Genomic DNA, 13,140 nt, shown 5'->3' on the forward strand with positions numbered 1-13,140 from the left:
TTCTGATCCGTAGTCAGATGCTCTATCCGTTGAGCTACGGGCGCGTGTGGCGGAGGCGAGAGGATTCGAACCTCCGGCCCGTCGCAAGACAGGCAACTCCTTAGCAGGGAGCCCCATTCGGCCGCTCTGGCACGCCTCCAAAACCACTGGCATCGATCCCGCTTCAGCAAAGCTGTTCGCCATTGCGTGGACGAGACCAAATAACCGCAGCCAATCCTACAGAACACAAGAATTGAAAAGCAAAACACCCGCGGAGCCACCAAATACGGCGCCACAAATAGCGACCACACCTTGGGATTTTGCGGGGATTCTGTACTGCCCAATCCGGGCCATGTTCTACAGTTAGGCCTATGACCAACGATGCATCTTCAGTTCAGCCCAAAACCCGCGCCGACCTCGAGCAGGTTCCGGCCTATGTCCCGGGCAAGGCTGTGCCCGGCGCGCTGAAGATCGCGTCCAATGAAATGACCCAACCGCCACTGCCCTCGGTGGTGGAGGCCATCTCACAGACCATCGCTGACCCAACCACCAGCCCGAACCGCTACCCGGACATGGGCGCGGTTGACCTGCGCATTAAGCTCGGCGAGCACCTGGGTCTGCCCATGGAGCAGGTCGCGGTCGGCTGCGGCTCCTCCGCTCTGTGCCTGCAGCTCGTGCAGGCCACCTGTGAGGATGGGGATGAGGTCGTGTTCCCGTGGCGCAGCTTCGAGGCCTACCCCATTCTCGCTCGCGTCGCCGGGGCTACTCCGGTGCCGGTGCCGCTGGATGCGCAGGGTCGCAATGATCTTTCGGCAATGGCTGCCGCTATCACCGGCCGCACACGCCTGGTTTTCGTCTGTAATCCCAATAACCCGACGGGCACGACCATCACTCTCGCGGCTTTCGCGGAGTTTATGGCGCAGGTTCCGGGCGATGTTGTGGTCGCTCTCGACGAGGCGTACATCGAGCTGGTGGACGAGGCCACTCATGCCGCTACCCCGTTGGCGCATGAGCTGCTGGATACCTACCCCAACCTGGTCGGTTTGCGCACATTCTCCAAGGTCTACGGTTTGGCCGGGCTTCGTGTGGGCTACATGTTCGGCCCGGAGAAGCTTGTGGAGGCCGTGAATAAGGTCGCTATCCCCTTCTCCGTAAACACTCTCGCGCAGATTGCCGCGCTCACCTCGCTCGACGCACAGGAAGAGCTCACCGCCCGCATTGCTGAGGTCCGCGCACAGCGCGTCGCCGTCACAGAGGCCATCAACGCCGCCACCGGCCGCGAGACGGTGCTGCCGAACTCGCAGGCCAACTTCATTTGGATTGACGAGGGGCGGATCGCGAATCTCTCTTTGCTTGACGACGTCTCGGTGGCCACCACCACGGATCTCGGTGACTTCCTGGCGCAGCGCAACATTCTCATCCGCTGCTTTGCCGGCGAAGGTGCTCGCATCACCATCACTACTGAGGAAGAGACCTCGCAGCTGCTGGCTGCGCTAGGAATTGAGCGCTAACAGCTATCGCTCAGCTAGCAGCTACCGGCGCGGCCGGTGGTCGCGCCACCGCTGCGCTCAATCGCCTTTGCGATGCGGTCAAGCATTTGCTGGCCGGTCTCATAGGTGCCGTCGTCAGGCTGGGCTGCTATAGCGACACCAACGAAGGTGCCCGGCTTCTTGCCCGGCAGATAGCCGAACTGCCGCACAAGGTAGACGCCTTCATCATCGGGACCCCAACCGCCCTTGAAGTGGGCGCCGCGGATGCGTCCGAGGCCGTAGGACTGCTCGTCGGCAATCTGTCCCATGAGGTCAGCGACCTTTGGGCCCGCCTCGATGCACTGCAAATTGGCGCCGAAAATAGCCTGGTCGCGCAAATCCCACTGCGTCTGCCCGAAGACGGTGTATTCCGCACGGATGCGGTCAGTGCCCATGACGGTGCGGGTGTCGTGGCCCTCTCGGAGAATCTCGTCGGTGGTCGCGCCCGCGGTCGCGTCATCGCCCAGGGAGTACCACATGGACTCAGCCGCATCGTTATCGGAAACCGTGATTGCGGCTTCGACCAGGGAATCCACGCCCGATTGGCGCACATAAGCCACCGCAATCGGCACCTTGGAGGTCGACCAGGCCGGACCCGTTTTGAAGTCACCCGTGGAAACCACTTCGGAATCCTTATCCGGCGTTGCCAGAGCGGCGCCGGCCAAACCACCGAGTTCCTTTTGCGCGGATTTCACGGCCTCGACAACTTCGCGAGGCATCTCACCGGGCACAACTTTCCCGTCGGAGGATGCGCCGCCGGGGCCGTCGTCAAGCGGATTGGATAGCGTCGGCGACGGCATGCCCGCCGAGTCGGAGCCGATGGTGCAGGCGCTAAGGCCGAGCGTGACGACGGCGGTTGCGGCCAGAGCCGCTCGGAGACGTTTAGACAATGTGCACCGTCGCATTCGTACCGCCGGTACAAGTGACAACCTCACCGTTATCGCGGCAGGTCATGCTGTATGTCTTGCCTGTTGTTGGGCTGCTAGCGGTGACAGTACCGTTGAGCTTCTTCGTAAGTTGGTACTGCTCAACGAAGGAATTGCGGACGTTGGTGGCAAACTGACAGGTCGTCGTGTTACCGCCGACATCTTCTGCATATACCAAGTTCAAATCACCCGGATCGCCCGAGCCGGAGCAGTGACGCCAGTTCGATGGCGGCTGGAACCCTTCAGCGCGACGCTTCTGCTCAGCGGTCGACGAGGTGGAGGAACCCTCAGCACTAGCGGACTGAACCGACTGGGGCGAGTTGCTGCCGGCCGAATTCACTCCCTTCGAATCGGAGAAGTAGAAGTAAGCCATTGCGCCGACGAAGAGAGCGACCGCAACGAGTGCCAGGACAATAACCGCGATGGTCAGCCCCTTGTTGTCATTGCGCGGCGCAGCAGCCGGACCAGCTTGCGGACCTGGAACATAGGGGGCAGGGCGGTATGGTTCAGGCTGCTGGGACTGTGGATACTGCTGCTGCAGATACTGGGTTTGCCCCTCAGGCTGCTCCCACTGTGACCCATCCACAGCGCTCCACGCATTTGCCGGCGTATCAGCGGAGGGTTGATCATCTGACGTGCCCGGATTTATGCTCCACTCACCGAACGAGTCGTCCGAGTGGTTGCTCCGATTCGTTGCCATTGTTCGACCTTTTCCTCAATACCGTCCGCCAGCATGACGCTGGGTTTGTATTACAGCAAGACCGAGCTTACCGGTTTTGGCAATTTGCCCGTATTGTTTCAGGCCACAGTACACGTTGGTCGGAGCAATTAAATTACCTCCGCAAAATTACCTGTGGCAGATTTCGGACACACGAAACCCCCGACCGCATGCGACCGGGGGTTTACGTTCTGTAATTCGCTCTCTATCTGGGGAAGTTTTTACTCATCCCTGGAGAACTGCCGCTAATCGCGACCTAGAACAGTCGTTAGAACGGCCACCACGACGGCTTCGCATTCTTGTTCACGACTACCTTTTCGCCGCCAACGACCCAGTTCGCGGTCGGGTTAAAAGCCGCGCCCAAGTTGGCGTAGCCGCCGTTGTCGAACTCACCTTCGTAGTCCGGAGCCCTGTACGTGAAGTCAACGGAGACAGACTTCGAACTGCTGACAGTCGGGTTGTCCTTGAAGGCACCGAGGAAGCCGCCCTCCGTCCAGGACAGGCGCACCTGACGATTACCGTTGCGCTCGGTGTTGACGTACTCCCCCTCCTTCAGCGTGTAAATACCGCCGCCGAGGATATTGTCCTGCGACTGGCGAGTCACACGAACGAGCTCAAAGTCAGCCGGGATGTTGTGGCCGATTCCCCGCAGTTTGCCTTCGCCATTGACGCCGACGACCTCAATACGGATGGTGACCTCGTCACCCGGTCGGGCCTCCTTACCGCGGATAATCTGCGAGTAAACATCAGCAGACCAAATCGGGCCACCGACAGTGCCGAGCTTCACCTTCGGGGCGCTCGAGCCCGGCAGAGTCAGACCAGGCGAATTAAGTCCTGGCGAGTTCAGACTCGGCGAGGGCAGACCCGGGGACTGCGCCATGGCAGGAGCGCCGAAACCGAAGGTCAAGCCAGCTGCGAGGGTAACTGCGGCAATGGCGGTACGGGAGCGACGTCGCGGACGAGAGGCCTTAGTGGTCTGGGCGTGTGCGTTGTACATGTTGAGAAGCTTTCTGTGAGACCTGAGAACTATCGAGATGAAAGTGCGCAGATGGAAACTACTTAGCGGTTAATGCCCGGCGACGGCAGCCCCGGGGACTGGAAGCCCGGCGACTGCAGGCTCGGGGAGCCCAGCGAGCCACCCGGAACACCCGGAATACCCGGAGCCGGCGCCTCCCGCTTCACAGTGAGCTTCGGCCCCATGTCATGCAGCTTCTCCACCTTGTCGCCTGGGTTGAAGTGGATTTCGGTTCCCGTATTCAACGCACCGTCGGCAATCGCGTCCGTGACGCGGTACTGCCACTTGAAACTCACAGTCGACGTGGTCGGGGAGCCCCATGCCTGAAAGATGGTGCCGGCCTTAAACTCCACCGCACCGTTGTTAACGATTTCCAGCCACTTATCCGACTCGTTCGGATCCGCCCAGTCATCGCTGCCGACCTTGTACGTCGCCGAGTTGGCCACGTACTGCAGGCCGTTCGGAATGACATCGGTCATGCGCTGAATGTAGGACTTAAACAGTTTCGGATTGTTGTCCGTGTAGGTCAGAGTAAAGGTCACGACATCGCCAGGCTTGACGACGGCACCCGCGACACCATTGACCTCAACGGATCGCGTCACATTGGAGTTCTTCCAGCTATGCGTCGCGCTGGAGGAACCAGTACCGGTGACTTCACCAATGGCGTCGGTGACAGTCTGAGTGATGGAATCAACGCTCAGCAGGTCCTGAGCATGTGCAGTATTACCGAATCCCGCAAAGGTCATACCTGCGGCTAGAGAGAGTGCAGCAATGCGAGCAATGCTGCGGTTACGTACGGTGCGAGTTGCCATCTGTCACGGGCTCCTTTTAACGATGCGAAGACTTGTGGTCGGAGTAGGCCAACATGGCGGTTCTCCAGCAGGAATGCACGCGTGATGCATCGGCGTGCGGTTCACTTGGCGATAGTTAATACGACACCTATCGACGGCGGCAACAAGTAGCCATTTTTCGAACATCAACCTAAAAATCGAAAACCATGTCGCCACAGCAGTCACACCAGTCACATGTCCGCACATGCATTACAGGTTTGGGCCGGCTGGAATACTTTTAACTATAGAAATACGCACTGCCCTGAAATGGCTGTTCCTCACCGCTGCCAAAATTGCCCCCATTTTCCATCCCGCGACAAAACACCCCAGCTTGCCCCCTGTAACGCTGTTCAGGGGTATCCAAAGAGCCCAATTACATGCCCGTCCGACCACCCCATAACGGGGTTAACCACGAAAGCCTCCCAAAGGTCCGACTATCCGTCGCTGACCTCAGCACATACGCCAACTTTTAAGAGAAATGAAGAAACCCTCGGTAGAACATCTACCGAGGGTTTCTATCTGCGGAAGCAGGGGGATTTGAACCCCCGGAGGTGTGACCCTCGCTGGTTTTCAAGACCAGTGCATTCGGCCGCTCTGCCATACTTCCAACGCCAACATCATAACCGCATACCGCCGTGAGGCAGCAAACGCCCTCATAACACCCCTTGCCAGCACCTTTCGCTAGCCTTCTCATCCCACACCACACCCCAAGCATCCACCTCTACAGACATAACTATTTTTGCTAATTGCAAAAGAGCTTGAAATACCGCGTGCATAACCAGTTTTTGCATTACCTTTGAAGACTATGAAGGCAATCATTCAGACTGATCTTTCCAACCCCCGCGCCCTGGAATGGGCCGATGCTCCGGAACCGACTCTCGAGGATGGGCAGGTGCTGGTCAAGGTCAAAGCCGCTGGCGTAAACCGCGCTGACCTGCTGCAGGCCGCTGGCCACTACCCGCCACCGAAAGGCGTGACCGACACCCTCGGCCTGGAGTGCGCGGGTGTCATTGAAGAGGTCAAGGGCGACTCTCAGGGCTGGAAAGTCGGCGACGAGGTCTGCTGCCTTCTCTCCGGTGGCGCTTACGCCGAAAAGGTCGCAGTCCCGGCCGGCCAGATTCTCCCACTGCCACATGGCTACTCCTTCACCGAGGCCGCATCTATCGTCGAGGTTGCCTGCACGGTGTTCTCGAATGTCGTGATGATTGCCGGCCTAAAGGAAGGCGATCTACTACTGGTTCACGGTGGCGCGGGGGGCATCGGCACTTTCGCTATTCAGATGGCCAAGCAGCTTGGCGCTCGCGTCGCAGTCACCGCCGGTTCAGCGGAGAAGCTGGCTAAGTGCAAGGAGCTCGGCGCCGACATCCTCATCAATTACAAGGAAGAGGACTTCGAGGAAATCGTCGCAGCTGAGGGCGGCGCCAATGTCATTCTGGACATCATGGGCGCAAAGTACCTCGACCGAAACGTCAAGGCCCTGACGAAGGACGGCCACCTGGTCATCATCGGCATGCAGGGCGGCGTAAAGGGCGAGCTCAACATCGGCCGCCTGCTGAGCAAGCGCGGCTCCATTACCGCCACCGGCCTGCGCTACCGCGATCTAGCTGACAAGGCTCGCATCGTCAACGCCACAGAGGACACCGTTTGGCCAATGCTTGCCGACGGCACCGTCACCCCTCAAATTCATGAGGTCATGGATATGCGTGACGCAGCCAAGGCCCACGAACTGCTCGACAGTGGCGCGGTCAGCGGCAAGATTGTGCTGACCGTCTAGTTAGCTGACCGCCTAGTTAACCGAGCGAGGCAACTGCGCGCACGAGCTGGTCAATATCGTGCGGCGTATTGAACGGCTGGAGGCCAACTCCCACGGCACCTCCAGCCTCATCGATGCCCATGGCCTCCAGCAGTGGCGATTCGTATGCATCAACAATGCTGGTCACCAGGCCATTATCCAGCAGCCTGTCCACGACCACCTTCGCCGACACCCCATCGACGAGGAAGCTAACGCGCGGAATGTGCTGTGCCCGCGACACACTCGCGAAAGAATCATCTTCGGTATCCATGCCGATGATGTACACCCGAGGCAGGGTCATCAACGCTGCAATCAGGCGTTCCGACAACGTCGTCAAGTAGCGAGAAACCTGCGGCATCGCCGTTTCAATGCGATGCCTACGTGACCCCCTCGCCGTGCTATCCAGCGATGCCAGGTGCAGCACCGATTCCGACACTCCGCCGAGCAATGCCGGCGACACCGCGGAAACCTCGATCCGCTCGACGCCGCGCACATTCGGCACATAGCTTAACGACGTCATGCGCTCGAACATCTCGGGATCCTTGAACACCAATGCTGCGACCTCAGGCCCGCCCAGCACGGAGGCATCAACCAGCATGATGTCGGCGCCCAGCTTGCTCATCGACACATCGCGGTAGGCGACAATATCCGAGGCATCAACCAAAACCCAGGCGTTGGAGTGCTCATGCACCCGCCGAGAAATGTCAGCTACCGGGGCAATGGTGCCAATGAACGGATCCGCGGCCGGGACGACAACGAGGCGAGTGTGCTCGTCTACGAGCTCGTCGAACTGCCAGGACGGCAACGTACCCGAGGACAAGTCGGCCTCAGCAATGCGGACTTGAGCTCCGTAGAGATTGGCTGCCCGGCGTAGTGGTGCGTGTACAACTTGCGAACCAATGCGAGAAATCACCAGGTTAGAGCCGAGCGTCAAGCGTCGACTCATTGCGGACGTGAACTGCTCCATGAGCACCTCACGCGAAGATCCCAACACCACGCCGGCGACCGGGCCGCCAGTGAGGTCGGCAAAAGCCCGGCGCGCACTGGCGGTTAGCTCCGCTGCAGCGGGAACGCCCGAGCTGCGCGACTGGCCATGAGCCCCCGCCCCAGTCTCACCAGGAAGGGACTTCTGGGCATTGCGAAATGCAGAAATCATCGCAGCCTGGACACGCTCGGGTACCTGGGTGCGTTGACCCGCATTGAGGTATGTCCACCCGTCGGAAAGCGACGAGTAAGCACCCCTGGTTGTCGGCACATCGAAGGCCATGAAAACCCTTTCCCGGTTTCGAATTCAAGCTGCGATATCTATTTCAGAGTTAACTGTGCAATCACCCACGAATCGAGCGTTCATGCCCCGAACCGTGTATCGCTTGCACATCTTAGTTGGAACCAATTCTATCGAAGCAACCCCATATAGGATAATCTTTATCCCTTTTTAGCAGTTGCTTAAAATTGGCCGAACTTTTCCTGCCTGTATCCATGCGCAAGCACTCCCGATGCGTGAACCATATGCACCAGCTGCATGCCATAAAGCAGTTACAGCGGCGATTGTATGTAAGTTTTCCAGGGTCACATAACCAGTCACATAACCAACCGTGGAAACAGCCTCAGAAGCACCACGTCACCACCAATGACGACCACCCCACGCGACGGTTGTTCGCCGTCACGACGTGGAATAATGGCTCGCCCGGTGCCGTCGGTATTCAATCTAAACCGCCCTAGCTAGTATTTTGGAGACGTGACTAACGCAGAAAATGATCGCCAATCCGCAGCTGCAGCCGACCAGCCGGCCAATACTGTGCGCAATGGCTCCGCTATCCGCACGGAGGAAACTCTCCGTCGCGACATTGCGCGCATAACTGACGCAACGGGTGAGGCACCGGCTTTCAAGTCGCGTTCCCGCACCATGGGCGCTGCCTGGCAGGATCTGGTTACCGGCTTCGGCCAGCGCGAGCTGTGGCTGCAGCTGGGCTGGCAGGACATCAAGCAGCGCTACCGCCGCTCCACGCTTGGCCCACTGTGGATCACCATTGCCACCGGCGCCATGGCCCTCGCTCTCGGCCTGCTGTACTCGCTGCTGTTCCAGCAGGAGCTGGCGTTCTTCCTGCCACACGTGACCGTTGGCCTGATCATCTGGGGATTCATCTCCGGCTGCGTGCGCGAGGGCGCAACCGTCTTCATTGAAAACGAAGGCCTGATCAAACAGTTGCCCAGCGCGCTGAGCGTTCACGTCTACAGGCTGGTATGGCGGCAGCTGCTCTTCCTGGCCCACAACATGGTGATCTGGCTGATCCTCGTGCTGGTCTTCCGGCCGGATTTGGGCTGGAACTTCTTCCTGGTCATCCCCGCGATGGCGCTGCTGGTGGTCAACGGTGTGTGGGTGACGATGTTCTTCGGCATCATCGCTACGCGCTACCGCGACGTGGCACCACTGCTGGATTCCCTAATTCAGCTGGTGTTTTACATGACTCCGATTGTGTGGACCACCAAGACGCTGGAGGAACAGGGCGGTGCCGTCGCCGAACGCGCACGCATCGCAGAGATCAACCCGCTGTTCCACTACCTGGAAATCATCCGTGCCCCGCTAACCGGCGAGCCGGTGGATACCTACCACTGGTGGATTGTCCTCGCCTGCACCGCAGTCGGCCTGCTGCTGGCACTCGGGGCTATGCGCCTGTGGCGCTCCCGCGTGAGCTACTGGGTTTAGGCCGCAAGGGCCGTCGTAAAGCGAATAGAACTAGTAAGGGATAAGCATGGTCAGCATTGATACTTACAACGCGTGCGTTGACTTCCCCATTTTCGACGCCAAATCGCGGTCGATGAAGAAGGCGTTCCTCGGCGCCGCGGGTGGTGCGATTGGCCGCAATGACTCCAACGTCGTGGTTATTGAGGCGCTGAAGGACATCAACATCCACCTGCGTGAGGGCGACCGCGTCGGCCTGGTAGGTCACAACGGCGCGGGTAAGTCCACGCTGCTGCGACTGCTGTCGGGCATCTATGAGCCCACGCGCGGTGCCGCCGATGTGCGCGGCCGTGTGGCTCCGGTGTTCGACCTCGGTGTCGGCATGGACCCGGAGATCTCAGGCCTGGAAAACATCATCATCCGCGGTCTGTTCCTGGGGCAGACGCGCAAGCAGATGAAATCCAAGCTCGACGAAATCGCAGAATTCACCGAACTCGGCGACTACCTGCACATGCCACTGCGCACCTACTCCACCGGTATGCGCGTGCGACTGGCGCTCGGCGTGGTCACGTCCATTGAGCCGGAGATTTTGCTTCTCGACGAAGGCATCGGAGCCGTCGACGCCGCATTCATGGCGAAGGCCCGGACGAAGTTGACCGAATTGGTCGACCGCTCCGGTCTGCTGGTGTTTGCGTCGCACTCAAATGAGTTCCTGGCGCAGCTGTGCGACACGGCGCTGTGGATTGATCACGGTACGGTTCGACAGGCAGGGCTTGTCGACGAAGTGGTCGAAGCCTACGAAGGTAAAGAGGCCGCCGACCAGGTGCGCCGCGTGCTCGCGCAGCGACGGTAGCAGCTTCGCCGGGAGTCCGGGCGCAGTTCCCCATCGTGGCCGAGCGGGCGGCTGGCGAGCGGCTGGCGGGCGGCTGGCGGGCGGCACGGATGCTTGGAATTGCTCACCCGGAGCAACATGGCAAGATAGACAGCAATAAAAACAGTAATAAACGGTACGTCCCCGATGGAGAACGAAGTGAGCGAAAACTCGGCTGACCACCCAAATCACGATGAGGCAGCAACGGCCGCAATCGTGGTGACTCACAACCGCATCGAGGACCTGCGTCAATCGCTTCCCATCGTTGCCAGCCAGACCCACATGCCGAAGTGGCTCATCATCGTCGACAACGGCAACGACCCGAAGGTCAAGGAACTCGCCGAGCAGGTGGCGGCGCAGCAGTCGTCGGAAAGCGGATCGGCGCCGGAGATTCACTACGTCGGTTCCAAGACGAACCTGGGCGGCGCTGGTGGTTTCGCACTGGGTATGCTGACTGCGCTGTCGCTGGGCGCGGAGTGGATTTGGTGCGCCGATGATGACGGGCGCCCGGAGGACTCCTACGTGCTGAAGGCGCTGCACAGCTGCGCGCGACGTCACCAGCTCGACGCTGTCTCGCCGGTGGTCTGCGACATTAAGGCCCCGAACAAGCTGGCATTCCCCCTGCGCCGCGGGCTGGTGTGGCGCCGTCATCGCGAGGAGCTTTTCGAAAGCGGCATCAACCCCAAACTCCCGGAAGTACGCGACTCCGAGGGCACGAAGTGGTTCACCAATTTCGCAGATCAGAAGGCTGCTACCGGGCTCGAACTGCCTAGCGACCTCGAGACCATCGACGGCAACCACGATCTCCTGCCCGGCATCGCATCCCTGTTCAACGGCGCGCTGTTTAGCGCCCGCTCGCTGGAACAGCTCGGCGTTCCCGACTACCGCCTATTCATCCGCGGCGACGAGGTCGAATTCCACCGCCGCCTGGTCCGCTCCGGCCTCCGGTTCGGCACATGCTTGACGACGGCCTACCTGCACCCCTCCGGTTCGGGTGAATTTGTGCCCATTCTCGGCGGCAAGATGCACACGCAGTACCCGACCAACGACTTCAAGCGCTACTTCACCTACCGCAACCGCGGCTACCTGATGAGCCAGCCCGGCATGCGCAAGCTCATGCCACAGGAGTTCCTGCGCTTCGGCTGGTTCTTCCTGGTCCAGCGCCGCGATGTCCGCGGCTTCTACCGCTGGTTCAAGCTACTGAAGCAGGGGCGCGCGGAGAACTTCGAGCGCTTCGATCCAAAGTCGAAGTAGTTCGGGCTGGCGTTGCGGCGCTGGCATTGGGGCTGAGGCTGTGGCACTGGCCTGGAGCGCAGACGTTGCGGCTGGTGGGGCTGAGGCTGTGGCGCTGGCCTGCATATTTGATCTCGCCCGGGTCGTGTAGTCCGCATTTCGAGTGCTCAGTGCGCAAAAGTGTTACCTAACCCCTGGTTCCCTTCTCCTCCACTGACATATCGATGAGGTATTCACTCATCGATGCGCTACAGCCTGCGCATAAGTGAATAGTCCTACGATAAGTGCGCGGGCCAGGCCAACAGCGTGGCCATAAGTCCTGAAAAGTCATCGACAAGTGGCGGAAAGTTGGCCATAAGTCAGCACAATTGCAATAGGTCAGCAGCTGAACTTAGCCTGAGTCGCGCGAGGTCGGCGCATTTTCCAGAAGCTACAAACGCTGCAAACGCTGCTTACGCTGCTGGATTCTGGACTCACGGAGCTGCCGATCTTTATACGGGACAGTGGCTTGACGAAAACGCCCAACTTCGGACGAAAATACCAACCCACCTGCCTGAATACGCTGACTCTGCCGAATAGCGAACTGTCGCAAGACCTCCACGCAGTCCCCACTAATGACCTGTGACCATTGGAAGCGGAGTACATCTAAGTGGAGGTTCCTCAGACGCTTCTCGCGAGCTTGCTCTGCCAGAAGTACAGTCTCCGTAGCCGCTACCCCGCCACCGGAATACTTAGTCAGCCCATCGAACTCAATGATCAAATTCAGATGAGGCACATAAAAATCGACGCGCCCAATGAATCCTTCACTGTCATAGAACTCGACTTGCTGCATGAGCACGCATTTTTCGTCGTAAAGCGTGGCAATTCCTGAGTCGATTATGCATTTCTTTGTGATTGACTCACCGATGGTTTCGCTGTGTTCGCTGGCAGTTCCGAGTAGCTCACGGGCACGACGGGTCCCCGGCGAACGTGGGTAATTTGTGAGGACTGTATGCAATTCTTCGAGGTCACACCACTGTCGTAGTGCGGTGTCAACGACGACTGGCCCGTTTTCGGACTCGGCGGTGCGGCAGATATCGATGACGGTTTTTGGCACATCGGTAACGCAGCGCCCACCAATGCGAACGATGTCTTGTTCGAGGATTTTGCCACCGACATGGCGCAATCCGCCGCCAGGTCGGCGCAGGCCGGAATTGGCAAGCGCGATTGTGGCATTTCGAACAAGCAACGGGATGCCATGCAACGCAGCGGCTGCTTCGCCTGTAATGATTGCCCCGGAACCTGGCTTGACCAGTGCCTTTATCTGCAGTTGAAAACGTTCGAATGCTGACAGCGCATTCCAGCGAGAGCAATCAATGTAGGTGCCATACGCCAGCCTGAGTAGGGATTTATCTCGAATATTTGTGCTTTCGACGTGCCCGTGTAGATCACCTAGCTCTGACTTGGCACTGACATATTCACAAGGATGCTTGATTTGCTTCTGCGCAGCCGCGTGGATGAGGCCATCGGAATCGTAATTCCAGGTAGGCATTGGTTTTCGGCACTCCCTAAGGTTGGTTGCGTT

General features: G+C 59.3%; 11 protein-coding genes and 2 tRNA genes. 5 read left to right on the plus strand and 8 right to left on the minus strand.

Going from position 1 to position 13,140, the window contains the following annotated elements:
* Positions 1 to 47: 47 nt before the first annotated feature.
* Positions 48 to 139: transfer RNA gene (locus ADB02_RS04540), tRNA-Ser, on the minus strand.
* Positions 140 to 350: 211 nt separating this feature from the next.
* On the opposite strand from ADB02_RS04540, the gene ADB02_RS04545 reads away from it, so the two are divergent.
* Entirely contained in the window at positions 351 to 1,490 is a 1,140-nt protein-coding gene (locus tag ADB02_RS04545) for a histidinol-phosphate transaminase (protein ID WP_049189771.1), read from the plus strand.
* Between the two features lie 14 nt (positions 1,491 to 1,504).
* Here ADB02_RS04545 and ADB02_RS04550 read toward each other — a convergent pair whose 3' ends face one another.
* From ADB02_RS04550 to ADB02_RS04570, 5 genes are all read right to left on the minus strand, one after another.
* Positions 1,505 to 2,398 (minus strand): hypothetical protein, encoded by an 894-nt coding sequence (locus ADB02_RS04550; RefSeq protein ID WP_224784068.1) that lies wholly within the window; start codon positions 2,396 to 2,398, stop codon positions 1,505 to 1,507.
* Positions 2,391 to 3,134 (minus strand): hypothetical protein, encoded by a 744-nt coding sequence (locus tag ADB02_RS04555; RefSeq protein ID WP_049189773.1) that lies wholly within the window; start codon positions 3,132 to 3,134, stop codon positions 2,391 to 2,393. Before ADB02_RS04555 ends, ADB02_RS04550 begins: the two co-directional genes overlap by 8 nt.
* 286 nt (positions 3,135 to 3,420) lie before the next feature.
* Entirely contained in the window at positions 3,421 to 4,149 is a 729-nt protein-coding gene (locus tag ADB02_RS04560) for a hypothetical protein (protein ID WP_049189774.1), read from the minus strand.
* Positions 4,150 to 4,211: 62 nt separating this feature from the next.
* Positions 4,212 to 4,979: a DUF11 domain-containing protein gene (locus tag ADB02_RS04565; RefSeq protein WP_049189775.1), complete on the minus strand. Its 768-nt coding sequence runs from the start codon at positions 4,977 to 4,979 to the stop codon at positions 4,212 to 4,214.
* Positions 4,980 to 5,519: 540 nt separating this feature from the next.
* Positions 5,520 to 5,604: transfer RNA gene (locus tag ADB02_RS04570), tRNA-Ser, on the minus strand.
* A 198-nt stretch (positions 5,605 to 5,802) separates the two neighbouring features.
* Here ADB02_RS04570 and ADB02_RS04575 point away from each other — a divergent pair.
* On the plus strand, positions 5,803 to 6,771 hold the full coding sequence (locus ADB02_RS04575; RefSeq protein ID WP_049189776.1) for an NAD(P)H-quinone oxidoreductase: 969 nt from the start codon (positions 5,803 to 5,805) through the stop codon (positions 6,769 to 6,771).
* Positions 6,772 to 6,787: 16 nt separating this feature from the next.
* Here ADB02_RS04575 and ADB02_RS04580 read toward each other — a convergent pair whose 3' ends face one another.
* Entirely contained in the window at positions 6,788 to 8,056 is a 1,269-nt protein-coding gene (locus ADB02_RS04580; RefSeq protein ID WP_048732056.1) for an aminotransferase class V-fold PLP-dependent enzyme, read from the minus strand.
* Between the two features lie 471 nt (positions 8,057 to 8,527).
* On the opposite strand from ADB02_RS04580, the gene ADB02_RS04585 reads away from it, so the two are divergent.
* The 3 genes from ADB02_RS04585 (at position 8,528) to ADB02_RS04595 (ending at position 11,597) form a co-directional block, all read left to right on the plus strand.
* Positions 8,528 to 9,496, plus strand: a complete 969-nt coding sequence (locus ADB02_RS04585; protein ID WP_080969573.1) for an ABC transporter permease — start codon at positions 8,528 to 8,530, stop codon at positions 9,494 to 9,496.
* A 46-nt stretch (positions 9,497 to 9,542) separates the two neighbouring features.
* A complete protein-coding gene (locus tag ADB02_RS04590) occupies positions 9,543 to 10,325 on the plus strand; it encodes an ABC transporter ATP-binding protein (RefSeq protein ID WP_005510871.1) in 783 nt (260 codons plus the stop codon).
* A gap of 165 nt (positions 10,326 to 10,490) precedes the next feature.
* Positions 10,491 to 11,597 carry a glycosyltransferase gene (locus tag ADB02_RS04595; RefSeq protein WP_049189777.1) on the plus strand — a complete coding sequence of 369 codons (1,107 nt, stop codon included), beginning with the start codon at positions 10,491 to 10,493 and terminating at the stop codon, positions 11,595 to 11,597.
* A gap of 409 nt (positions 11,598 to 12,006) precedes the next feature.
* On the opposite strand, the gene ADB02_RS04600 is transcribed toward ADB02_RS04595, so the two are convergent.
* Positions 12,007 to 13,107: a hypothetical protein gene (locus ADB02_RS04600; RefSeq protein ID WP_049189778.1), complete on the minus strand. Its 1,101-nt coding sequence runs from the start codon at positions 13,105 to 13,107 to the stop codon at positions 12,007 to 12,009.
* Positions 13,108 to 13,140: the final 33 nt, after the last annotated feature.

Source organism: Corynebacterium sp. 212_CJEI, assembly GCF_001055915.1.
GTDB classification, from domain to species: Bacteria; Actinomycetota; Actinomycetes; order Mycobacteriales; family Mycobacteriaceae; genus Corynebacterium; species Corynebacterium jeikeium_D.